Below are 22,498 nucleotides of genomic sequence, written 5' to 3'. Positions count from 1 at the left end.
AGCCGGATCAGAGGTTCGGGCCGGGCACTATGCGGCTGCCGTCCGAGAATCGGGCGAAGCGGAAGCGGTCGATGGCGTGATCGGGCTCGGTGTCCGTGGCCAGTGCGGCGGCGATGCGCCCGAAGGCCGGGCCCGCGCCGAAGCCGTGCCCGCACATGCCCGTGGCCAGGACGAGACCCGGCAACGGCGTCACGCGATCGACCACCGGCACCACGTCGGGCAACACGTCGATCATGCCCGCCCAGGCGGTGCGGACGGAAACCGCGCCCGCCTCGGGGAAGCTTTCGGCGAAGGCGCGCGCGGCGGCCTCGGCCTTCTCGCGATTGGGCTCGGGGCTCAGGATGCGCATGGCCTCGAAGGGCGAGGCCGCATCCTCGGACCAGTGACGCGGGGTCGACCAGGCATCGGGGTAGCCCTCGGGTGCGCGGGCGCGCAGCTTCACCTCGAAGCCGCCCTGGCGCAGGACCGGCAGGTATTTCGTCACCGCGCGCAGGGCATCGGGGCCGACATAAAGCTCCGACAGGGTCGAAGGCGCGAGCGTGTAGCCGCCATCGTCGCGCGGGCGGAACGCCATGCGGTCGTCCACGCCGGCGCTGCCGGTGACCTGCGGCACGGGCCCGGTCTCGCAGGCGGTCGATCGCACGGAAAGCTGCGGGAGCGCGATGCCGTGCCGCCGCAGGAAGAGCGCCGACCAGGCCCCGCCCGCCAGCACCACCGCATCGGCCTTGACCCGACCGCGTTCGGTGACGACGCCGACGACTCGGCCTGCCTCGATATCGAGCGCGCGGGTGGCGCAACGCTCGACGATGCGCGCACCCTCCTGCGCGGCGAGCCGGGCCAGTTCGGGCACCGCCACCCAGGGCTCCGCCTTCATGTCGGTGGGGGTGTAGAGCCCGCCGATCCAGTCCGACCGCGCGCCGGGCAGCGTCTCCGCGATCTGCTGCCGCGACAGGAGCCGCGAGGTGACCCCGTGGGCGCGCGCCGCGTCCAGCCAGCTTGCGTAATTGGCCAGGCTCTTTTCGCTGTGGGTGAGGTAGTGCACGCCCATCTCGCGCAGGCCGAGCCGGCCCTTGCAATCGCGCTCGAGCTCCTGCCAGAGGCGCTGGGCCTCCTGCGCCACGGGGATCTCGGCCATGTCGCGGCCCTGCACGCGGATCCAGCCCCAGTTGCGCGAGGATTGCTCCGCCGCGATGCGGCCCTTTTCCAGAAGCGCCACGGCGTGGCCCGCGCGCGCAAGGTAAAGCGCGGTGGAGACGCCGATCACGCCACCGCCGATGACGACGATGCCGGTGCGCGCGGGCGGCGCGCCGCCATGTTCGACCGGGTTCTGCAGGGTGAACGGGAAGCTCACGCGCCTGCGATCCCGCGCGCGGGACGGACAGGCCGTCGCGATGCTGCGAAGCAGGTCTCGCTCTGTGTCGGCATGGCGGGCAGCTCCTCTGGCCCGAGGCCTAGCGCATTCCGGCGCGCGCTTCGATATCGCGCGATGGTTGTGACCCCATCGCGGTTCAGCCCTGTGGCCGCGACACCTCACCCCCGCCCACGAGCGCCCGCACCCCGGTCGTCGACGGCCCCGATGTGGGCAGGCCGCGCAGGACCCGCACGGCGAGGAACCCGAAGGCCTGCGCCTCGAGCATGTCGCCGTCGAGGCCGACCGCCTCCACCGGCGCCACCTCGCAGTCGAGCCCGGCCGCGAGCATCCGCATCATCACCGGGTTCTTGCGGCCGCCGCCGGTGACGAGCAGACGTTCGGGCGGCACCGGGCAATGCTCGATCCCCTGCATGACGGCGGCCGCGGCCATCGCCGTCATTGTCGCGGCGGCATCGGCATCGTCCAGCTCCCGCACGAGATCGAGCATAAGCGAAAAGTCGTTTCGGTCCAAAGACTTGGGCGGCATCTTCCGAAAGTATCCCTCCTCGAGGAAGAGCTCCAGCGCGCCGTCGACCACCTGCCCCTGCGCCGCCAGCGCGCCGTCCCGGTCATAGGCCTCGCCGCGGCGCTCCTGCATCAGGTCGTTGATCGGCGCGTTGGCCGGGCCGGTATCGAAGGCGAGGCAGGCGCCGGGCGCCTCGGGCGCCGGTTGCGCGGGGTCGACCCAGGTCAGGTTGCCGACCCCGCCGAGATTGAGAAATGCCAGCGGCCGTTCGGCCCCGATCCACCTGGCGCAGGCGAAATGGAAGAACGGCGCGAGCGGCGCGCCCTCGCCGCCCAGCCGCACATCGGCGCTGCGGAAATCCCAGACCACCGGCAATCCGAGCCTGTCGGCAAGCGCCGCACCGTCGCCTGCCTGGTGCGTGCCGCGGCCCTTGGGATCATGCGCCAGCGTCTGGCCGTGAAAGCCGACGATCTCGGCCCCCGCGATGCCGCTGACCAGCTCCAGATGCACGCGCTCGACCACTTCCTTTGCGGCGGTGACCCGGTCCTCGCCCGGCCAGGCGCCGAGCGCCGCGCGCAGGATCGCCGCTTCCTCGGCGCTGTAGGGCCGGTACCCGGTCTCGCCGAAAGCCTCGATCCAGCGCCCATCGGTGCGGATCATCGCCGCGTCGACCCCGTCGAGCGAGGTCCCAGACATCGTCCCCAAGGCCCAGATCGGCGCCTCCGTCTTCGTTTTCATTCCTGCCCCGTCGCCGCTTGCGAAAACCGGTTTTCAAACCTTCGTTGCAAGCAGTATATCGCTGCGGCGGAATGCGGAAGGAAAGACCATGACCTACCACCCCAAATCGGACTTCATGCATGTCATGATGGAGCGCGGCTTTCTCGCCGATTGCACCGATTACCAGGGCCTCGATGCGGCGCTGAGCAAGGGCGTGGTGCGCGGATATATCGGATTCGATGCGACCGCGCAGTCGCTGCATGTGGGCTCGCTGATCCAGATCATGACGCTGCGCTGGCTGCAGAAGACCGGCGGCAAGCCGATCACGCTGATGGGCGGCGGCACCACAAAGGTCGGCGACCCGTCCTTCCGCGCCGAGGAGCGTCCGCTTCTGACGCCCGCGCAGATCGACGAGAACATCGCCGGGATCAAGCAGGTCTTCGAGAAATACCTCGCCTATGGCGAAGGCCCGACCGACGCACTGATGCTGAACAATGCCGAATGGCTCGACGGGCTGAACTACCTCGAGTTTCTCCGCGATATCGGGCGGCATTTCTCGGTCAACCGGATGCTCTCCTTCGAAAGCGTGAAATCGCGCCTCGACCGGGAGCAATCGCTGTCCTTCCTCGAATTCAACTACATGATCCTGCAGGCCTACGATTTCCTCGAGCTCAATCGCCGTTACGGCTGCATCGTGCAGTTCGGCGGCTCGGATCAATGGGGCAACATCGTCAACGGCATCGATCTCACCCGGCGGGTGCTCGACCACGAGATTTACGGCATGACCACCCCTCTTCTGACCACGGCGGACGGCAAGAAGATGGGCAAGTCCGCGGACGGGGCGGTCTGGCTGAACGGGAACATGCGGTCTCCTTACGATTTCTGGCAGTTCTGGCGGAACACCATGGATGCCGATGTCGGGCGGTTTCTGAAGCTCTACACGGAGCTGCCGGTGGATGAATGCGCGCGTCTCGGCGCGCTGGGCGGCGCAGAGATCAACGCGGCCAAGATCGTCCTGGCGGATGCGGTGACGACGCTGTGCCACGGCGCAGATGCGGCCGCGGCGGCGAAGGCCACGGCACTGGAAGTGTTCGAGAAAGGCGGCGCGGGCGACGATCTGCCGACGCTGGAGCTGACCCCGCAGGAGATCGGCGAGGGTATCTCGATCATCCAGCTGATCGTGCGCTCCGGCCTTGCGAAATCCGGCAAGGAGGCCAAGCGTCTGATCTCGGACAATGGTGCGCGCATGGACGATGCTCCGGTCACGGATACGGGCTTGATGATCGATAGCGGCGCCTTGGCCTCTCCGATCAAACTGTCGGCAGGCAAGAAGCGGCACGCGCTGGTCAAACTAACGGGCTAAAGGCGCATCTGCAGGGTCGCCGCGTCAGGGCGGGTCGGCACCGTTTTCGCGGCGCCACCGCCGCGGGCGGCATTTCGGATGTCTTTGTGTGGCCAGGTCCAAAGATTTCATGGGCCGACATTAACGGGCCGTTTATTGATAATCCGTAAGGAACAAAGGATGAACAAATGGATTGCCCATTTCCTTGACCTGCTTTGCGGCTGGCTATCGGCCCAGCATCCATGTGCCGTCCGGCCAGAAGGCATGGAAAGCAAACGCAAAAAGCAGGTCATGCGCCACGTCTCGACCGCGCGCATCGGTGACGCGAATCTGTCCGATATCCCGCCCCGCGCCGATTCGCGCCGTGTCGAGCGCGGAGGCCAGCCCCGCTTCCCACGTGAAGGTCAGCCCGGCCTCCTGCAGCCGTCCGGCTTCCGCAAGACGTGTCAGCGGCCAGGCCCGCGTGCCGACCCGGACCACCCGCGCGAGCGGTGGAATGCCGTGCGGCGGTGGATCGCCGGAATACAGGAACGGACGCGCCGCGCTGTCGTAACGGCGATAGGGATTTGTGCCGTATTGCCGGTTAAAGGGCGGTTCGGCCATCACCATGCCGTCGGGATTATCGGCCCGAAAGCGCGCCCAACTCTCCATCCAGGACGGCAGCACCTCAAGCCGCGTTCCGGTCATCCTCCCGACGATCGCGCGCCCTTCCGCCTGTTGCCACCAGCTTTGCGTCTGATGGTCGTACATGACCATGTCCGACTTCCGAAGCTTGCCGGTGACACCGAAGCTCAGGACGTCCCCGGCGACGCGCCGGTCGAAGACGATGGCCGAATTGCACAGCGGGCAATAGGTCACCGCGACCGGGATACCGCCCACGCGATCATTGGCGATCTCGTGCCACATCAGGTACCGCAACGGATAGGCACGCGCCGGTCCGGAGCCCTGTTGGACCGTGATCACGGGCTCCTTATCCTCGAGCCCGCGCTTGCGCGACGCGGGCACGAATTCCGGGTCGGACAGGGCCAGGATCCCGTCCTTTCCCGGTCCGCCCGACACGATCTCCGCCCAGCCATCGATGGCGCGCTTGCCGAAATCCGTCTGCGGCCATTCGTGTTTCCAGAAGGCCGGATCCGCCGCTGCGAGGGTGGCGGTGCAAAGGAATGCCAGGATCAGTTTCCACATGGTCGAACCTCCCGTCTTGCGCATGAGGCACGGGGAAGGCGGCGTCCGTCAAAACAAAAGGCACCACATTGCCGTGATGCCTTTCGCCTGTCGACAGGATCGGGCCACACGCCGGACCCGGTTGGCGCGCGACAGCGTCTCGAAGGAGTGCCCGCGCGCGGAGGGCTGTCGTTATTCCGTGACGCGCACGCCGCTCATGCGGTCGGGCTGCCCGATGACGGCGCCGTTCTGTCCCTCACCGCGCTTGATGGCATCGACCACGTCCATGCCGTCGGTCACTTCGCCGACCACCGTGTATTGCCCGTTCAGGAACGGGCCCGGTTCGAACATGATGAAGAACTGCGAATTCGCGCTGTCGGGCGATTGCGCCCGCGCCATGCCGATCACGCCCCGCTCGAATGCGAGGTCGGAAAACTCCGCCGGCAGGTCGGGCAGATCGGATCCGCCGCGGCCCGCCATGCGCATGTCGCCGCCCATGCCGCCGAATTCCACGTCCCCCGTCTGGGCCATGAAGCCGTCGATCACGCGGTGAAACACCACGTCGTCATAAGCGCCGCTGGACGCCAGGGTGGTGATCCGCTCCACGTGGAGCGGGGCGACATCCTCGAAGAGATCCACGGTGATGGTGCCATTGGCCCCCTCGCCCGCGATGTCGATTTCGAGCCCGGTGGCGAAAGCGGGGCCACCGGCGAGGATCGCCGTGGCAAGGACGAGCTTACGCATCCGCGGCCACCTTGACCGAGATCATCCGGTCCGGCTCCGCAGGCGGTTCGCCGCGGGTGATGGCATCCACGTGCTCCATCCCGGACGTGACCCGCCCATAGACGGTATATTGCCCATTCAGGAAGTGGTTGTCCTTGAAATTGATGAAGAATTGCGAATTCGCCGAATTGGGGTTCTGGCTGCGCGCCGCGCCGATGGTCCCTCGGTCATGGGGAATGCGGCTGAACTCGGCAGGCAGGTTCGGCAGGTCCGAGCCGCCGGTGCCGGCCATCCGCAGGTTGAAATCCTTCTCGGCATTGCCGTTGGCGACATCGCCCGTCTGCGCCATGAAGCCATCGATCACGCGATGAAAGACGACGTTGTCATAGGCGCCCGACCGGGCCAGTTCCTTCATCCGCTCGGCATGCTGGGGGGCGATGTCGGGCATCAGCTCGATGGTGACCGTGCCGCCTTTCAGCTCGACCAGGATGGTGTTTTCGGGGTCTTTGATCTCGGCCATGCGCCGTCTCCCTGTGTTCTCTTGCCGTCCCCTAGGTAGCTTCCCGCCCCGGGCGCCGCAAGCCGGGCCGTTGACGCGGGCGCACGGGCTTGCGAGATGTGCGGCGACACCCGCCAGAAAGGACGAGGACGATGGCCTGGAAATCGCTCGACGACATGGAACTCGACGGCAAGCGCGTTCTGACCCGCGTCGACATCAACGTGCCGGTGGAAGACGGCGCGGTGACCGACGCCACCCGGATCGCGCGTATCGTGCCGACCGTGCGCGACATCCTGGATGCCGGCGGCACGCCGGTTCTGCTGGCCCATTTCGGACGGCCCAAGGGACAGCGGGTGGACGATCTGAGCCTGCAGCCGCTGGTGCCGACGCTCGAGGCGCATTTCGGCGCCGAGGTGATCTTCGCCGCCGATTGCCGCGGCCCCGCGGCAGAGGCCGCCATCGCCGCCCGTCAGCCGGGCCAGGTGGTGCTTCTGGAGAACACCCGTTTCCATCCGGGCGAGGAGAAGAACGATCCCGAACTGGCCGCCGAGATGGCCGCGCTCGGCGATGTCTATGTCAACGATGCCTTTTCGGCGGCGCATCGCGCCCATGCCTCGACCGAGGGCATCGCCCATCACCTGCCCTCCTGCGCCGGGCGGCTGATGGCGGCGGAGCTTTCCGCGCTCGAGGCGGCCCTTGGCGATCCCAAGCGGCCCGTGGCGGCGGTCGTGGGCGGGGCGAAGGTCTCCACCAAGCTCGACCTTCTGTCGAACCTGACCGAGAAGGTCGACATCCTGATCATCGGCGGCGGCATGGCCAACACCTTCCTCGCGGCGCAGGGCGTCGGCGTCGGCGCCTCGCTCTGCGAGCACGACATGGCCGGGACCGCCCGCGAGATCGCCGAGAAGGCCGCGGCCGGCGGCTGCGAGATCCTGCTGCCGCGCGACGTGGTCGTGGCGCGCGAATTCAAGGCCGGTGCGCCAAGCGAGACCGTCAAGGCCGAGGAATGCCCGCAAGACGCGATGATCCTTGATGCGGGGCCCGACAGCGTCGCGCATATCAAGTCGGTCTTCGACCGCGCCGAGACGCTGATCTGGAACGGCCCGCTCGGCGCTTTCGAGATCGCCCCGTTCGACGCCGCCACGAATGCGGCTGCCGAACATGCCGCGGCGCTGACCGAGCAGGGCAAGCTCGTCTCGGTGGCGGGCGGCGGCGACACGGTCGCGGCGCTCAACAAGACCGGCGCGGCGGAGCGGTTCAGCTACATTTCCACGGCGGGTGGCGCGTTCCTCGAATGGATGGAGGGCAAGACCCTGCCCGGGGTTGCGGCATTGGGGTAACACCCCGGCACGCGGGGGATTCCCCCGCGCTGCGCCGCGTGGCATAGTTCGCCCAACGCGCCCCGAAGAGGCGCCATCCGAGGCAGATCGATGACCCATCGCACGCGTCCGGCCCTTGGCGGGCTCCTGTTCTTCGCGCTTCTCCTGTCGGTGGGCGCCTATTTCACCTTTGCCGCCGTGCAGGGCGATTACGGCCTGTTCCGCCGCGCCGAGATCAAAGTCGAAGCCGAGGCGCTGCGCGCCGAGCTTGCGAAGCTCGAGGCGGAGGTGGCGCGGATGGAAAACCTCACCCTGCGGCTCTCGGACGATTACCTCGACCTCGATCTTCTGGACGAGCGGGCGCGCGACGTGCTGGGCCTCTTGCGTCCCGACGAGGTGGTGGTGCGCTGACCCGGCCTAGCGGTTGGCGCGCGCCAGAAGCCCCACGGCCAGAAGCCCCACGAGGATCACGAGAAGCGCCGCGGGCGCCGCACCGCCGAGATTCTCGAGGCTCGCCTGCTGGTGCACCCGCGTCGCCAGCGTCTCGTAGTTGAAGGGCCGCAGCAGCAGCGTCGCGGGTAATTCCTTCACGCAATCGACGAAGACCAGAAGCAGCGCCGAGGCGATGGAGCCGCGCATCAGCGGGAAATAGACCGAACGCAGCGTCTGCCCGCGATCCCGCCCGAGCGACCGCGCCGCCAGCGCGAGATTGGGCGAGACCCGCCCCATCGCCGCATCCGCCGCGCCCTGCGCGATGGCGAAGAACCGCACCGAATAGGCCAGGACCAGCGCGAAGGCCGAGCCGGTCATCACGAGCCCGATATCGACACCGGTCACGCCGAGGATGAAATCCGCCACGCTGTTGTCGACAAAGGCGAGCGGGATGAGGATGCCCACGCCCAGAACCGCCCCCGGCGCCGCGTAGCCGATCGAGGTGACGGGCATCAGGAGCCGCGGCAGCTTGCGGCCCGAAAGCCGCACGCCGTAGACCATGAAGACCCCGCCCGCGACGGTCACAAGCGCCGCGATCCCGCCCACCGTTACCGTGTGCAGCATGGCGCGCACGAGCGCGGGATCGACCCATTCATCGGCATTGCTCAGCGCGTGATCGAGGATCACCGCGACCGGCAGCACGAAGCCCAACGCGAAGGGAAACGCGCAGATCGCCATCGCGACCCAGCCCGCGCGGCCCGTGAGCGGGCGCCGCTCCGCCGGGCGATGGCGCGAGGACAGGTTGAAAAAGCGCATTCGCCGCCGCGACGAGCGCTCCAGCATCACCAGCATGACCACGAGAACCAGAACGACGCAGGCGATCTGCGCGGCGCCGCCCGCATTGCCGCCCTGCAGCCAGACCGAGAAGATGCCGGTGGTCAGCGTCTGGACCGCGAAGTAATCGACCGTGCCGAAATCGTTCACGGCCTCCATCATCACGATCGCGCAGCCCGCCGCGATGGCCGGGCGCGCCAGCGGCAGGCCCACGCGCCAGAATCGCGCGAAGGCCCCGGCCCCCAGCGATTGCGCGACCTCCTCGGCGCTGCCCGATTGCTCGCGGAAGGCCGCGCGGGTCAGCAGGTAGACATAGGGGTAAAGCGCCGCCGAGAGAACGATGATCGCCGCGCCAAGGGAGCGGATCTCGGGGAACCAGTAGGCGCGCGCATCCTGCCAGCCGAAAAGCGCGCGCAGCCCGGTCTGCACCGGCCCGGCATATTCGAGGAAATCCACCAGCGCATAGGCGCCCACATAGGCCGGGATCGCCAGCGGCAGAAGCAGCAGCCATTCGAGCCAGCGCCGCCCCGGAAACTCGTAGCGCGTGACCATCCAGGCGGTGCCGGTGCCCACGATCCCCGTCAGCGCGCCGGTGCACAGCATCAGGATGCCGGTGGTGGTGAGGTATCGCGGCAGCGTGGTCGAAACGAGATGCGGCCAGATGTTCTCGCGCGGGAAGGCGGCGATGCCGATCACCGCGACGATCGGGGCGAGAACGAGCGCCGCGATCAGAAGCGCGCCCGCGGACCACGGGTCGATCCCGCTGCGGCGGCGGGCGCGGCTGGTCGGGGAGGTGTCGCTCGCGCTCATGGGGCCCTCGGGCTTTTGCGGTTTAACTGCTCGCCGAAGCGCTTATAGTCGCCCCGCCGGGCAACAAAAAGACCCAGACATGCAGGTAATTCTTCACGCTGGCGTGCATTTCACCGATGAGGGCCGTCTCCTCAAGGGATTGCAGCGCAACGCCGATCTGCTGCGCGCGGCAGGCACGGTGGTGCCCGGGCCCAGCCGCTACCGGCAGCTTCTGTCCGAGGCCGCGCACCAGCTGGCGGGCGGCACGGCGGCGCCCGAGGCGCGCGAGGTGTTGCTCGACGGGCTTCTCGACGAGGACGAGGGCGGCGTGTCGCGCATCGTGCTCAGCCATCCGAACTTCTTCTCCGTGCCGCGTCTGGCGATGCAGGGCGGCCTGCCCTACCGCAAGGCCGAGGAACGCATCGGCATCCTGAAGACGCTTTTCGCGGGCGACCGACTCGAGGTGTTTCTCGGGCTGCGCGATCCCGCGGCCTTCCTGCAGGCGGCCTTCCGCGAAGGCGATTATCCCGGTTTCGACGCCTTTCTCGACGGCGCCACGCCCGAGGATTTCCGCTGGTCGCATTTGATCGAACGGCTGCGCGCCGCGCATCCCGACGTGGCCGTCACCTGCTGGTGCAACGAGGACACGCCGATCATCTGGGGGCAGATCCTGCGCGAAGTGGCGGGCCTCGATCCCAACCGCAAGATCAAGGGCGCCTTCGATCTGCTGCACGAGATCATGGACCCCGAGGGCATGAAGCGGTTCCGCGCCTACCTGCACCAGCATCCCACGATCAACGAACGCCAGAAGCGCCGTGTCATGGTGGCCTTTCTCGACAAATACGCGCTCGACGAGGAGATCGAGGAGGAGCTGGACCTGCCCGGCCTCGACGAGGCCCGCGTCGCCGCCATGAGCGCCGCCTACGAGGAAGACGCCTGGCAGATCGAGCGCATCCCCGGCGTGAGCTTCATCGCGCCATGAGCCGCGCGCCCGGCCGCCGTGCACCGCGCGACCTCGCCGCGCTGCGCAAAACCGTCGCGCGGCTGAGCCTGCCCGGCAAGGCGGGTGCAGCATCGGGCTTGGTGCTGGAGCGGGCGCGGAAGCTGCTCGACATCTACCTCGCGACCGCCGAGGCCCATGGCCAGAGCTTCGAGGCGACCGCGAAGGCGCTGCGGGCGGGCGTGCCCGCGCTCAGGATCGGCGGCGCCGACCTCGAGGCGCAGGCGACGCGGCCCGGCTCGCCGGTGGACAGCGCGGCCTGCGCCGCGGGCTGCGCCTTCTGCTGCATCCTGAACGGGGAGGATGGCGGCGTCATCCTGGAGGCCGAGGCGCGGGGCGTGCACCGCGCCCTATTGCCGCTCGCCGGCGCGCCGGATGGCCGGGACTGGCATCCCCGCGCCTGCCCCGCGCTCGATCCCGCGACGCGCCTCTGCCGCATCTACGCGGCAAGGCCGATGATCTGCCGCACCTATCTCTCGACCGATGCGGAGGCCTGCGCGCGCATCGCCGAGGGCGTTCCCGCGGCGGGTCCGGGCGTGCTGGGGGCGCAGGGGCTGTATCTGGCCGTGCAGGCCCTCGCGCGGGCCGCGCTCAAGGGTGTGACGCAGGTGCCGACCTACAGCCTCGCGAAGGTCGCCGCCGCCGCCCTCGACGGACGGTCCGAGACCGAGGCGCTGACCGCGTCCCGGCAGGCGCCCCGGGTGCTCGAGGACGAGCGCGCCCGCCTCGGCGGCGCGCTCTGATCGCGAAAGACGCGTCTCAGGCCATGCCCAGGGCGGCCTTGTACATCTCGAGGATGGCTTCCTCCTCGGCGATGTCGTCGGCGTCGCGCTTGCGCAGCGCGATCACCTTGCGCATCACCTTGGTGTCGTAGCCGCGCGCCTTGGCCTCGGCCATCACCTCTTTCTGCTGCTCGGCGATGTCCTTCTTCTCCTCCTCGAGCCGCTCCATCCGCTCGATGAACTGGCGCAGCTCGCCCGCCGCGACGCCGTAATCGTTCGATGCCTGTGAATCGTCCATGAATGCCTCCTGTCGACAAGACATGCCGGGTAGCGCGGCCCCGGACGGGCGGCAAGGGGTTGCGCGCAGCGAGGCGATCCTTTAGCGCCCTGGCGCATGCGGCTGCACGAAGGAGAGGCGCCATGGAGACCTTGATCTGGATCGGCGCGGCGGTGTCGCTGGCGGGCCTCGCGGGCCTCGTCCTCTGCATCCTCCGGGTCTCGCGCGCACGCCGGAAATCCCTGCCCGACGCGGAGCTGCGCGCGGAATTGCAGAAGGTCGTGCCGCTCAATCTCGGCGCGCTCTTCCTGTCGGTGATCGGCCTGATGATGGTGGTGATCGGCATCTTCCTGAGCTGAGGCGCCGCCGACATCCCCGCGTCCCACCTGCGGCCCGGACGCGCCGCCCTGTCACGATCGGACCGGAAATACCTCCGGAGAGCGCGAGAGGCAGCGCCTCTCGTCCGGGCGGGGCGGGCCTAGATGGCCCGCAACGCCCGGTGCCGCCCCGTCCTGCCCGCCGGTCTATTCCGCGGCGATCCCGTCGGTGAATTGCAGCCGCGCGAGCCGCGCGTAAAGCCCGCCCTCCGCCACCAGCGCGTCGTGCCGCCCGGTGGCGATGACGCGGCCGCCCTCCATCACCACGATCCGGTCGGCCTTCTTCACCGTGGCCAGCCGGTGCGCGACGATGATCGTGGTGCGTCCCTCGGAAAGCCGGTCGACCGCATTCTGCACCGCCCGCTCGCTTTCGGCATCCAGCGCCGAGGTCGCCTCGTCGAGCAGCAGCACGGCGGCGTCGCGCAGGATCGCGCGGGCGATGGCGATGCGCTGCTTCTGCCCGCCCGACAGCATCACGCCGCGCTCGCCGAGCCAGCTGTCATAGCCCTCGGGCAGGGCCGCGATGAAGTCATGCGCGGCGGCGGCGCGGGCGGCCTCCTCGATCTCGGCATCGGTCGCGTCGGGGCGGCCGAAGCGGATGTTGTCGCGCGCCGAGGCCGCGAAGATCACCGGGTCCTGCGGCACCAGCGCGATATGCTGGCGGAAGGCCGCGCGCGTCATCGCATCGAGCGGCACGCCATCGAGCGTGATGCGCCCCGAGGCCGGGTCGTAGAAACGCAGAAGCAGCTGGATGATCGTCGTCTTGCCCGCCCCTGAAGGGCCGACCAGCGCGATCGTCTCGCCCGGGGCCACGTCGAGCGTGACGTGATCCAGCGCCGAGATGTCGGGCCGCGACGGGTAGGAGAAGGACACGTCCTCGAAGCCGATGGCGCCCCGCGCGGGCGTGGCCGGGGCCACGGGATCGGCGGGATCGCGCACCGCGTCCTCGCTGTCCAGCAGTTCCACCAGCCGCTCGGTGGCGCCCGCGGCGCGCTGCACCTCGCCGATCACCTCCGACAGCGCCGCGACGGAGCCTGCGACCATGACCGAGTAGATCACGAACTGCACCAGTGCGCCGACGCTCATCTCGCCCGCGCGCACGTCCCAGGCCCCGGCCCACAACACGCCGACGATGCCCGAGAACACCAGGAAGATGACGATCGCGGTCATCGCGGCCCGGGTCCAGATGCGCCGTCTCGCGGCATCGAAACTCTGCTCGGTCACCCGCGCGAAGGTGCCCTGCGAGATCGCCTCGTGGGTGAAGGCCTGCACCGCCTGCACCGACAAGAGCGCCTCTGAGGCATTGCCCGAGGAGGCCGCGATCCAGTCCTGGTTCTCGCGGCTCAGCTTGCGCAGGCGCCGCCCGAGCACGAGGATCGGCACGATCACCGCGGGCACGATCAGCAGCACCATCAGCGTCAGCTTCCACGAGGTGAACAGCATCAGCACCAGCCCGCCCACGAAGATCAGCACGTTGCGCAGCGCGATGGAGATGGACGAGCCCACCACCGACAGGATCAGCGTGGTGTCGGTGGTGATCCGGCTCAATACCTCGCCGGTCATGATCTTCTCGTAGAAGGCGGGCGACAGCGTGATGACCTTGTCGAAGACCGCCTTGCGGATATCGGCCACCACCCGTTCGCCGAGCCGGGTGACCAGCGCGTAGCGCAGCGCCGTGCCCATCGCCAGAAGCGCGGCGATCCCGAGGGCCGCGCCGAAATAGAGATCGAGGATCGCGGAATCGCCGCCCTCGAAATTGTCCACCACCCGGCGCACCGCGAGCGGCAGGACGAGAGAGATCGCCGCCGTCGCCGTCAGCGCCACCGCCGCGGCCATCAGCAGGACCCTGTAGGGTGCGAGGAACGGCCAGAGCCGCGCGAGCGCACCGATTCGTTTGGAGGCTTCCCGCTCTTCCATTTGCTGACCTGCCGCCAATCCGCGCGCCATACCTTCCCCCGTCTCGTCTCGGGGGGGTTTTCGCAGGTTGGTCGCGGGGCCTCAAGCCTCGCGTGGCGGCAAAGCGTGCGGCAAAGGTCGCAAAGCGGGGGATCGGCGCGGGAAAAAGGGCTGGAGCGGGTAGCGGGAATCGAACCCGCACGACTAGCTTGGAAGGCTAGGGCGCTACCATTACACCATACCCGCCCGATGCCTCCTGAGGTATGTGAGGCCCCCGCGCAGGTCAAGATCGTTTCTGGACGCGGCACCCGGCCCGCCGCACCCTGCCCTGCCGAACGGACGCCGAGGCCGCGATCTGCCGGTCTCACGGCCCGCCGCGCCCCGCAAGCGCCGCGCTTCGGCCGCAATGCCGCCGCGGCGGCGCGCTAGGCCATGCCCGGCCCCGGCGCATCGACCGACCCTGCGCGAAAAAACGACGCCGTCTGTCAAAGTTTCGCCAGAATCGCCGTCTATCCAAAGGTTAATGCAACCGGTGGGGGCCGTGTGCAAACAAACAAGGAGCGCCCAATGCTTCGCGCAACGCTTGTCGCCGCTGCCCTTTCGGCAGCCTTTACCCTGCCCGTCGCCGCCATTGCGCAGACCGCTGCAACTGCACCCGAGGTCACGATGCTGGGCCGGGGCTATTTCCCGAACAAGCTTCACGTCGGCGCGGAAGGCACGGTCGTCTTCCACAATGCCGGTTTCAGACCGATGGCCGCGACCGCAATCGACGAGAGCTGGGGCACGGGCTGGGTCTTCCCCGGCCAGCGCGTGACCGTCGTTCTGCCGCCCGAAGGCGCGCTGGTGTATAACAGCCGCCTCAACGTTCTCTCGGCTCTGGACCCGCTGTTTTACGAATTGCCCGAGGGCCATCACGAGGGCATGATCGTCGTGGGCGACGCGGACGATCTGGTGGCGGCGGACGGCAGCCCGCTCGACGAAGACACGCTTTTTGCGCTTTACGGCGCCCCCACCCACGACACCGATGGCGACGGCGATCTCGACGGCTACGACTGGAGCGAGATGCTGACCGACCCCGAGGATCGCCCCTGGGCGGCCACCGACGGAGACGACGACGGGACAGAGGTTTCCACCGCGTCCAACTGACCGGCCGCGCGCGGAGACCGCGCGCACCTGCACACGCTACACACGCTACGCGAGGGGCTCGATCAGATCGGGCCCCTTCGCACGATTGGAATTGACCTTGGGGTCCACGCGATAGGCATCGAGCGTCCCGTCCGGCGCGGGCGCCATCAGCGGCGCGGCCTTGTCGCCGGTCTCGCCCAGCCAGCGCGGCCAGTCCGCCGGGTCCAGCACCACCGGCATGCGGTGATGGATCGCCGAAAGATCGCCGCCCGCCCGGCAGGTCACGATGGCCACGCTGCGCAGCGGGCCGTCTTCGGCCTCCGCCCCCCAATCCTGCCAGAGGCCCGCGAAGACCATGGGCGCCCCGTCGCGGCGGTGGACATACCAGGGCAGGCGGTTGTCCTCCGCATCCTTGGTCCATTCGTAAAACCCCGTGGCCGGGACGAGGCAGCGCCGGCTGCGCGCCGCCGACCGGAAGGCGGGCTTTTCCGCGACCGTCTCGGCGCGCGCATTGATCAGGAGCGGGCCGTCATTGGGCGTCTTGTACCAATGCGGCAGGAAGCCCCAGCGCATCCCCTCGAGATGACGGGTCTCGGCCTCGGTGTCGCCCGCGCGGATGACGTGGATGCGATTCGTCGGGCAGATATTGTAATTGGGCACGTCCGGCAGATCGTTGGCGGGCTGCGCCGCGAAGAGCTGCGCCATGGCGTCGGGCGGCAGGGTGATCGCGAAGCGCCCGCACATCAGCCCCGCCCCGCATGAAGGTCGGAATACAGCAGGATGCCCCAGGGGCTGAGCGCCGCCTCCACCCGGCTCCAGATCTGCCAGAAGGCCAGCGGGTCGAGCCCGCCCTGCGCGGCGATGCGCGACAGCGCGCGACGCCCGTCGATGGCGGCGATCAGCGGCGCGGCCTCCCGCGGCAGGCGCAAGGGCACGCTTTCCCCGGCGGCGCGCAATCTCGGCGTCTTGCCCCCGGCGATGGCGCGGGCCAGCGCGCGCGGGTCGACGCCGCGCAGATGCGGGCGCAGCGCCCGGTTGCGCCCGCTCGCCGGCGCCGGCCGCGGCGCGTCCCCGGCCACGAGATAGGCGTTGTGCACCTTGATCGTGCCGCGCAACTGCTCGGCCACAGCCATCGCCGCCACCGGGTCCAGGTCGGGCGCATCGGGCACCAGCCGCGCGAGGTCGTACAGCGCGGGCGTCGCGAAGGAGGCAAGCTGCCAGCCGGTCGCGGCCAGCGTGTCCGCAAGCTCGGTCACGTCGTAGGCCCGGTCCTGCGAATGCAGCAGCAGGTCGTAGAACCCCGCATCGCTCTGGCGGTGATCGCCGAGGTTGGGATTGACGCGGAACGGATGGCCCTCGGGCAGCCTGTCCATCAGCGCCCGCGCCCGGGCGAGCCGCGCCTCTGGCGGCAGGCCCTCGAAGAGCGTGCCGAAGGCCGATTGCAGCGGATAGACGCCCGACCGGCCATGGGGCGCGTAGACCATGATCCCCGCCGCCCCGCCCGGGGCGAGCGCGGCCCGCAGGGCGCGGAACCCCGCCTCGGGCTCGGGCAGGTGGTGCAGCACGCCGCAGCTGTCTATATAGTCGAAAGCGCCGAAATCCGGCGCATCGAGCAGCGATCCGGTGTGAAAGGCGATGCCTTCGAGTCCCCGCGCCGCCGCCCGCGCCTCGGCGATGCCGCGCGCCTTCGCCGAAAGATCGAGATAGGTGATCTCGTAGGGCGCGCCCGCATCGGTCAGGATCTGCGCCATCTGGATGGTGCCGTCCCCGGTGCCGCCGCCGGCGACCAGGATGCGCAAGGGAAGCGACCAGTCGCGCGCGCCGCCCCAGAGGAAATGATCCATCTCCAGCGGATGCGAGGGCGATCCGGTGACGAGCCGCTTGGCCTCGTCCGCCGGGTCCCGCTCGGGATAGGGATAGACCTCGTATTGTTCGCTGACGCTGACCAAGGCGCGCTCCTGTCCTGCCGCGGGCAAGGTGCCACGGCGCCGGGGCGATGAAAAGCGGCCCGCCCGCCAGCCGCGCCAGCTCCGCCACCCGGGGCTCCGCTCGAGGACGCACCGTCGCCTCCCCTCGCCTTCCCCAGCGTGGCCTGACCCGGCGCGACGTCCTTTGCACCATGGAGGCCCCCCTCGCCTTCCCCAGCGCGGCCCGACCCGGCACGGCGTCCTTTGCCCCATGGCGGACCCCGCAAGTGGCCCCGGGCGCCGCCCCCCGGGGCGCCGCGCAGCCTCTCTTGCCCTTCACCTTTCCAAGAAAACGCGCCGCTCCGCCTGCCACCGGGCCCACCGCCCGACACGCATGACACACCCCGCCAAACGCGAACGCGCGCGAGGCGTCAGCCTCGCGCGCGCCGGTCGGCCCGGGCGCAGCCCGGGCCGAAACCGCTTTTACTTCATGGTGATGCGGCCATCGGTATAGGGCGTGTAGCCGCCCTGCGCGGCCATGTATTCCGCAGTCACATCCGCCAGGTCGGGGCCGAAATCATAGGCATCCTCGGCATCGACGAACATCCGGTAGCCATCGCCGCCCTTGCGCACGAAATTGTTCGACACGAGCCCGTACATGGCCTCGGGGTCGATCGGTTCGCCGCCCACCATCACGTCAGAGATTCGCGCCCCCGGCTCGGCGCTCGGGTCCACGGTGAAGGACATGCCCGCGACCTGCGGGAAGCGGCCCCCGCCTTCCTCGATCTCGCTCACGCCGTTTTCCAGCGCCGCGATGACCGTCGCGCCCGAGACGCGGAAGGTCGACAGCGTGTTCTGGAACGGCAGCACCGACAGCACCTCGCCCATGGTGACCTCACCCGCATCGATCGAGGCGCGCAGGCCACCGCCGTTCTGGATCGCGATCTGGATGCCCTGGTCGGCGACGCGGTCGAGCATGGCATCCGCCACGAGATTGCCCATCGGGCATTCAGCCGCCCGGCAGACCTCGCGCGCGCCCTCGATGGCATCGGTGGTCTCGGCGACGACGCGGGTCTTCATCTCCTCGATCGGTGCGCCCATCTCGGCGATCCGCGCGGCGATCTCCTCATCGGGCGTGACCGACGCATCGAGCAGCATCGGGTCGCCACCCGCCGAGACCACATTGCCGTCATCGTCGAAGGTGACAGTCAGGTGACCGAGGTACTTGGTGTAGGCATAGGCCTGCGCCACCGGCGTGTCGCCGACCATTTCGGGATAGGAGGGCGTGTCCGCGTCGTTGTTCAGCATCAGCGTGTGGCTGTGCCCGCCGATCACCACGTCGATGGCGTCCACCGCCTCGGCGATCTGGCGGTCGCGCGGCAGGCCCACATGGGTGAGCGCGATGATGATGTCGACGCCGTCCTCGGTCAGCGCCTGGGCATCCGCCGCAAGGCTGTCGATCTCGTCCTGGAACGTGACGTTCGGACCCGGGCTCGAGGTTTCCACCGTATCGGTCGCGAGCGCCGAGATGATGCCGATGCGCTGGCCGCCCACTTCGAGCACGACGTGATCCCGGACCCGGTCCTTCAGCAGGTCCGAGGCCGACAGGTCGAGATTGCCGGAAATCACCGGGAAGCTGACCGCGTCGACGAATTCCGCGAGCTTCGGCGGCCCGTCGTCGAACTCGTGGTTGCCGACCGCCATCACGTCATAGCCGATCTTCTCCATGAACTCGGCCTCGGCCGCGCCCTTGTAGGTGGTGTAGAAGAGCGAGCCCTGGAACGGATCGCCCGCATCCAGCAGCACCACGTTTTCATCCGCGAGCGCCTCGCGCTTCATGTCGATGGCGGTCGCGAGGCGGGCCATGCCGCCGAAGCATTCGCCCGCCGCGTCATCCTCGGCGCTGCAGGTCGAATCGAATTTGCTGATCGGCTCGATCCGGCTGTGAATGTCATTGGTGTGCAGGATGTGCAGCGTGAACTCGGCCTGGGCGGTGCCCGCGACCATGGCCAGGACGGCTGCGCTGGAAAGCAGACGAAGCGACATGTGAAATCCTCTCTGTCGGATGGGGTCGTTTTTTTCTGTAGGCGGATCGTGCAACGGACGCATGTCATAGTCAAAGCTGACGCGAGGGCCCGGGGGCATGTTTCGGGCGCGGCATCCCGGGCGCGCCGCGTTTTGGTGAAAAGGGCGGCGCGCGGGCCCCTTGACCGGCGCGCCGCGGGCGGGCAGAGCAAGGCCCATGCTGATTTACAAGATCCTCAGGGCCGGGGAATGGGCCGAGCTGGAACGCGCGGGCGAAAGCGCGGGGGCCCCGATCGACGTGGCCGACGGCTACATCCATTTCTCCACCGCCGACCAGGCCGCCGAGACCGCCGCCCGGCATTTCGCTGGCGAGACCAGGCTCAAGCTTCTGGCCTACGATGCCGACGATCTGTCGCCGCTGGAATGGGAGCCCTCCCGCGGCGGGCAGCTCTTCCCGCATCTCTACGCCCCCCTGCGCCGCGACCAGGCGCTCTGGGTCGCCGATCTGCCCTTCGAAGAGGGCCGCCACGTCTTTCCCGAGGGCATGGTGTGAGCGTGCTGGAGCGGGTGGGCCTCGCCCTTCTGCGCGGGGTCGACCCCGAGCGCGCCCACGGGCTCGCCATCCGGGCGCTGCAGGCGGGACTCGCCCCCGCGCCAGGACCGATCACCTCGGATCGGCTGGCCTGCCGGCTGGCCGGGCTCGACCTGCCCAACCCGCTGGGACTGGCGGCGGGGTTCGACAAGAATGCCGAGGCGCTGTCGGGGCTTGCCCGGGCCGGTTTCGGCTTTGTCGAGGTGGGCGCGGCGACGCCCCGGCCCCAGCCCGGCAACCCGCGTCCGCGCCTTTTCCGCCTGACCGAGGACCGCGCGGCGATCAACCGCTTCGGCTTCAACAACGAGGGCATGGAGGCCATCGCGGCGCGGCTCGCACAGCGTCCCCGGGGCATGGTGACCGGCCTCAATCTGGGGGCCAACAAGGACAGCGAGGACCGCGCCGGGGATTTCGCCACCGTGCTCGCCCATTGCGGTCCGCATGTGGATTTCGCCACGGTCAACGTCTCCTCGCCCAATACCGAGAAGCTGCGCGACCTGCAGGGCAAGGATGCGCTCGCGGCGCTTCTGGCCGGGGTGATGGCGACCCGCGACGGGCTCGATCGCGGGATCCCGATCTTTCTGAAGATCGCGCCCGATCTCGACGATCAGGGGCTCGTGGACGTGGCCGATGTGGCCCGCGCGACCGGGATCGATGGGATCATCGCGACCAATACGACGCTGGCGCGGGACGGTTTGCGCTCGGCCCATGCGGGAGAGGCCGGCGGCCTTTCGGGACGCCCGGTCTTCGACCGCGCGACCCGCGTGCTGGCCCGGCTGTCGCAGCTCACGGGCGGGGATATCCCGCTCATCGGCGTCGGCGGCGTCGAGGATGCCGAGACCGCCTGGCAGAAGATCCGCGCAGGCGCCTCGGCGCTGCAACTTTACACCGCGCTCGTCTATGGCGGGCTGGGCCTCGTGCGCGAGATCCTCGAAGGGCTCGACGCACGGCTTGGCGAGGAGGGGTTCGCCTCCGTGGCCGAGGCGGTCGGCACCGGGAGGGACGCATGGCTCTGATTCTCTGGCACAATCCGCGCTGCTCCAAATCGCGGCAGGCGCTGCAGCTCCTTGAGGCGCGCGGCGTGCCGGTCACCGTCCGGCGCTATCTCGAGGAGGCCCAGGATGCCGCGGAGCTGGCCGATTTGCACGCCAAGCTGGGCGTCCCGGCGATCGAGATGGTGAGGGTCAAGGAGCCCGAATTCAAGGCGGCGGGCCTGAGCCGGGACAGCGACGCGCAGCGCCTTCTGGCCGCGATGGCCGAGACGCCGAAACTGATCGAACGGCCGGTGCTGATCGCCGGGGATCGCGCCGTGATCGGAAGGCCGCCGGAGCGGATTCTCGAACTGCTCTGACCCCTGCCGAGGCGACCGGGCCGACGCGCGGCGGCTAGAGCCGCGGCACCTCTCCGGCGCTTTGGGTGGCCGCGATGAAGGCGCGCATCTTGGCGGCATCCTTCACGCCCGGCGCGCTTTCCACCCCCGAGGAAACATCGAGCTGCTGTGCGCCCGTCATGGTGACGGCCCGTCCCGCGGTCTCCGGCGTGAGCCCGCCCGCGAGCATCCACGGCACCGGCCAGCGTTTACCCTGCACCAGCGTCCAGTCGAAGGCCAGCCCGTTGCCGCCGGGCAATGCCGCGCCCTCGGGCGCCTTGGCGTCGATCAGAAGCTGGTCGGCCACCCGGCCATAGGCCGCGACCTTCTCAAGATCTGCTTCGCTCGCGACACCGAGGGCCTTCATCACCGGCAGGCCCATCCGCGCGCGCACCTCCGCGACCCGGTCGGGGCTTTCGCGGCCATGAAGCTGGATCATGTCGAGCGGGACCTCCGCCGCGATCGCGTCCAGCAGCGCGTCGTCGGGATCAACGAGCAGGCCGACCTTGGCCACGCCGAAGGGCGCCTCGACCGCGAGCGCGCGGGCCTCGGCCACCGAGACGTTGCGCGGGGATTTCGGGAAAAAGACGAAGCCGAGATAGGCCGCGCCCGCCGCAGCGGCGGCGGCCACGTCCTCGGCGCGGGTCAACCCGCAGATTTTCACGCGCACATCGGCCATGTCGCGTTCACCTTCATGATGTGAAACGGACCCCGCCCGGCGGGGCCGGACGGTCAGCTTGCTTGGTCGAGAATTGCCAGCACTTCGTCCTTGTCCTTGTCGCGCTCGCTCTGGGTGCGCTTCAGCTCGCGCTCCAGCCGCTTGACCTCGCGGTCCTTCTGGGCGGCCTCGGCGCGGTGCTTGTGCTCGCGCAGCCATTCCCAGACGAAGCCCAGCACCAGGCCCACGACGATGCCGCCGAAGATCACCAGGAACAGCGGCAGCGACAGCGTGCGCTGCAGGCCGAGCAATTCGGAGAGATCGGTGGGCAGAAGCTGCAGCGTGACCATGCCGCGATTGGCGAGCGCCACGGCGATCAGGACGATCGCGACAGCGGCGAGGAAAGCGTAGCGGATGTATCTCATGTCGGTGTCAGGCCTTTCCGTTCAGACGGTCGCGCAGCAACTTGCCGGTCTTGAAGAAGGGGACGTGCTTCTCCTCGACCTCAACGGCTTCGCCGGTGCGCGGGTTCCGCCCGATGCGCGCATCGCGCTTCTTGACCGAGAAGGCGCCGAACCCGCGCAACTCGACGCGGTCGCCCTTGGCCATGGCGCCGGTGATCTCGTCGAAGATGGTGTTCACGATGCGCTCCACGTCGCGCTGATAGAGGTGCGGATTGTCATCCGCGATTTTCTGGATCAGTTCGGACCGGATCATCCACATCTCTCCCTGAAGGCGTCTTGAAGCGCGTTTGCTAGCAGTCACTATAGGCCCTGCGCGATGGGATCGAAACTGTTTCCATGGGCTTTGGGCAGGGAAATCACGGGTTTAGACAGGGGCTTTTGCCCATTGCC

Annotated in this window: 24 protein-coding genes and 1 tRNA gene; 10 read left to right on the top strand and 15 right to left on the bottom strand. The window is 68.9% G+C overall.

Going from position 1 to position 22,498, the window contains the following annotated elements; genetic code table 11:
* Positions 1-7 precede the first annotated feature (7 nt).
* Together BW990_RS05900 and BW990_RS05895 are read right to left on the bottom strand one after the other, a co-directional pair.
* A complete protein-coding gene (locus BW990_RS05900; RefSeq protein WP_076445933.1) occupies positions 8-1,351 on the bottom strand; it encodes an NAD(P)/FAD-dependent oxidoreductase in 1,344 nt (447 codons plus the stop codon).
* A gap of 157 nt (positions 1,352-1,508) precedes the next feature.
* Positions 1,509-2,615, bottom strand: coding sequence for an anhydro-N-acetylmuramic acid kinase (locus BW990_RS05895; protein WP_076445931.1), 1,107 nt, complete (start codon positions 2,613-2,615; stop codon positions 1,509-1,511).
* Positions 2,616-2,703: 88 nt separating this feature from the next.
* Here BW990_RS05895 and tyrS point away from each other — a divergent pair, with 88 nt between their 5' ends.
* On the top strand, positions 2,704-3,957 hold the full coding sequence (gene tyrS, locus BW990_RS05890) for a tyrosine--tRNA ligase (RefSeq protein WP_076445929.1): 1,254 nt from the start codon (positions 2,704-2,706) through the stop codon (positions 3,955-3,957).
* 204 nt (positions 3,958-4,161) lie between these two features.
* On the opposite strand, the gene BW990_RS05885 is transcribed toward tyrS, so the two are convergent.
* From BW990_RS05885 to BW990_RS05875, 3 genes are all read right to left on the bottom strand, one after another.
* Positions 4,162-5,121 (bottom strand): DUF3179 domain-containing protein, encoded by a 960-nt coding sequence (locus BW990_RS05885; protein WP_143526090.1) that lies wholly within the window; start codon positions 5,119-5,121, stop codon positions 4,162-4,164.
* Between the two features lie 171 nt (positions 5,122-5,292).
* Positions 5,293-5,844: a peptidylprolyl isomerase gene (locus tag BW990_RS05880; RefSeq protein WP_076445925.1), complete on the bottom strand. Its 552-nt coding sequence runs from the start codon at positions 5,842-5,844 to the stop codon at positions 5,293-5,295.
* The gene (locus tag BW990_RS05875) at positions 5,837-6,343 is read right to left on the bottom strand and encodes a peptidylprolyl isomerase (RefSeq protein ID WP_076445923.1); all 507 of its coding nucleotides are present in this window, start codon (positions 6,341-6,343) and stop codon (positions 5,837-5,839) included. The genes BW990_RS05880 and BW990_RS05875 overlap by 8 nt, the downstream gene beginning before the upstream one ends.
* 131 nt (positions 6,344-6,474) lie before the next feature.
* Between BW990_RS05875 and BW990_RS05870 the strand changes: the two genes are divergently transcribed.
* Together BW990_RS05870 and BW990_RS05865 are read left to right on the top strand one after the other, a co-directional pair.
* Complete coding sequence (locus BW990_RS05870; RefSeq protein ID WP_076445922.1) at positions 6,475-7,662, top strand: phosphoglycerate kinase; 1,188 nt, start codon at positions 6,475-6,477, stop codon at positions 7,660-7,662.
* A gap of 90 nt (positions 7,663-7,752) precedes the next feature.
* On the top strand, positions 7,753-8,052 hold the full coding sequence (locus BW990_RS05865) for an FtsB family cell division protein (protein WP_076445920.1): 300 nt from the start codon (positions 7,753-7,755) through the stop codon (positions 8,050-8,052).
* Between the two features lie 6 nt (positions 8,053-8,058).
* Here BW990_RS05865 and BW990_RS05860 read toward each other — a convergent pair whose 3' ends face one another.
* Positions 8,059-9,717, bottom strand: a complete 1,659-nt coding sequence (locus BW990_RS05860; RefSeq protein ID WP_076445918.1) for an ABC transporter permease — start codon at positions 9,715-9,717, stop codon at positions 8,059-8,061.
* A gap of 79 nt (positions 9,718-9,796) precedes the next feature.
* Between BW990_RS05860 and BW990_RS05855 the strand changes: the two genes are divergently transcribed.
* Both BW990_RS05855 and BW990_RS05850 read left to right on the top strand, forming a co-directional pair.
* On the top strand, positions 9,797-10,678 hold the full coding sequence (locus BW990_RS05855; protein WP_076445916.1) for a hypothetical protein: 882 nt from the start codon (positions 9,797-9,799) through the stop codon (positions 10,676-10,678).
* A complete protein-coding gene (locus tag BW990_RS05850; protein WP_076445915.1) occupies positions 10,675-11,439 on the top strand; it encodes a YkgJ family cysteine cluster protein in 765 nt (254 codons plus the stop codon). Before BW990_RS05855 ends, BW990_RS05850 begins: the two co-directional genes overlap by 4 nt.
* 16 nt (positions 11,440-11,455) lie before the next feature.
* On the opposite strand, the gene BW990_RS05845 is transcribed toward BW990_RS05850, so the two are convergent.
* Positions 11,456-11,716, bottom strand: a complete 261-nt coding sequence (locus BW990_RS05845; RefSeq protein WP_076445913.1) for a DUF2312 domain-containing protein — start codon at positions 11,714-11,716, stop codon at positions 11,456-11,458.
* A gap of 122 nt (positions 11,717-11,838) precedes the next feature.
* Between BW990_RS05845 and BW990_RS05840 the strand changes: the two genes are divergently transcribed.
* Complete coding sequence (locus BW990_RS05840; RefSeq protein ID WP_076445911.1) at positions 11,839-12,054, top strand: hypothetical protein; 216 nt, start codon at positions 11,839-11,841, stop codon at positions 12,052-12,054.
* Between the two features lie 165 nt (positions 12,055-12,219).
* Here BW990_RS05840 and BW990_RS05835 read toward each other — a convergent pair whose 3' ends face one another.
* Both BW990_RS05835 and BW990_RS05830 read right to left on the bottom strand, forming a co-directional pair.
* The gene (locus tag BW990_RS05835) at positions 12,220-14,019 is read right to left on the bottom strand and encodes an ABC transporter transmembrane domain-containing protein (RefSeq protein ID WP_076445910.1); all 1,800 of its coding nucleotides are present in this window, start codon (positions 14,017-14,019) and stop codon (positions 12,220-12,222) included.
* 121 nt (positions 14,020-14,140) lie between these two features.
* Positions 14,141-14,214, bottom strand: a tRNA-Gly gene (locus tag BW990_RS05830).
* A gap of 321 nt (positions 14,215-14,535) precedes the next feature.
* On the opposite strand from BW990_RS05830, the gene BW990_RS05825 reads away from it, so the two are divergent.
* Positions 14,536-15,114, top strand: coding sequence for a hypothetical protein (locus BW990_RS05825; RefSeq protein ID WP_076445908.1), 579 nt, complete (start codon positions 14,536-14,538; stop codon positions 15,112-15,114).
* 45 nt (positions 15,115-15,159) lie between these two features.
* Here BW990_RS05825 and BW990_RS05820 read toward each other — a convergent pair whose 3' ends face one another.
* The 3 genes from BW990_RS05820 to BW990_RS05810 form a co-directional block, all read right to left on the bottom strand.
* Complete coding sequence (locus BW990_RS05820; RefSeq protein ID WP_076445906.1) at positions 15,160-15,837, bottom strand: SOS response-associated peptidase; 678 nt, start codon at positions 15,835-15,837, stop codon at positions 15,160-15,162.
* Positions 15,837-17,042, bottom strand: a complete 1,206-nt coding sequence (locus BW990_RS05815; RefSeq protein WP_076445903.1) for a class I SAM-dependent methyltransferase — start codon at positions 17,040-17,042, stop codon at positions 15,837-15,839. Before BW990_RS05815 ends, BW990_RS05820 begins: the two co-directional genes overlap by 1 nt.
* Before the next feature lie 441 nt (positions 17,043-17,483).
* Positions 17,484-19,046: a bifunctional metallophosphatase/5'-nucleotidase gene (locus BW990_RS05810; protein WP_076445901.1), complete on the bottom strand. Its 1,563-nt coding sequence runs from the start codon at positions 19,044-19,046 to the stop codon at positions 17,484-17,486.
* 196 nt (positions 19,047-19,242) lie between these two features.
* Between BW990_RS05810 and BW990_RS05805 the strand changes: the two genes are divergently transcribed.
* The 3 genes from BW990_RS05805 to arsC are packed head-to-tail and all read left to right on the top strand — an operon-like array spanning position 19,243 to position 20,968.
* The gene (locus tag BW990_RS05805) at positions 19,243-19,578 is read left to right on the top strand and encodes a DUF952 domain-containing protein (RefSeq protein ID WP_076445899.1); all 336 of its coding nucleotides are present in this window, start codon (positions 19,243-19,245) and stop codon (positions 19,576-19,578) included.
* The gene (locus BW990_RS05800; protein ID WP_076445897.1) at positions 19,575-20,633 is read left to right on the top strand and encodes a quinone-dependent dihydroorotate dehydrogenase; all 1,059 of its coding nucleotides are present in this window, start codon (positions 19,575-19,577) and stop codon (positions 20,631-20,633) included. The genes BW990_RS05805 and BW990_RS05800 overlap by 4 nt, the downstream gene beginning before the upstream one ends.
* Entirely contained in the window at positions 20,630-20,968 is a 339-nt protein-coding gene (arsC, locus tag BW990_RS05795) for an arsenate reductase (glutaredoxin) (protein ID WP_143526108.1), read from the top strand. The genes BW990_RS05800 and arsC overlap by 4 nt, the downstream gene beginning before the upstream one ends.
* 34 nt (positions 20,969-21,002) lie before the next feature.
* Here arsC and BW990_RS05790 read toward each other — a convergent pair whose 3' ends face one another.
* The 3 genes from BW990_RS05790 to ihfB are packed head-to-tail and all read right to left on the bottom strand — an operon-like array spanning position 21,003 to position 22,361.
* Entirely contained in the window at positions 21,003-21,665 is a 663-nt protein-coding gene (locus BW990_RS05790; protein WP_076445893.1) for a phosphoribosylanthranilate isomerase, read from the bottom strand.
* A 53-nt stretch (positions 21,666-21,718) separates the two neighbouring features.
* A complete protein-coding gene (locus BW990_RS05785; protein WP_076445891.1) occupies positions 21,719-22,069 on the bottom strand; it encodes a lipopolysaccharide assembly protein LapA domain-containing protein in 351 nt (116 codons plus the stop codon).
* Positions 22,070-22,076: 7 nt separating this feature from the next.
* Entirely contained in the window at positions 22,077-22,361 is a 285-nt protein-coding gene (gene ihfB / locus BW990_RS05780) for an integration host factor subunit beta (RefSeq protein WP_076446376.1), read from the bottom strand.
* Between the last annotated feature and the right edge of the window lie 137 nt (positions 22,362-22,498).

Origin of the sequence: Roseivivax lentus (assembly GCF_900156805.1) — a bacterium.
GTDB classification, from domain to species: domain Bacteria; phylum Pseudomonadota; class Alphaproteobacteria; order Rhodobacterales; family Rhodobacteraceae; genus Roseivivax; species Roseivivax lentus.
This window is presented reverse-complemented; position numbering and strand designations above follow the sequence as displayed.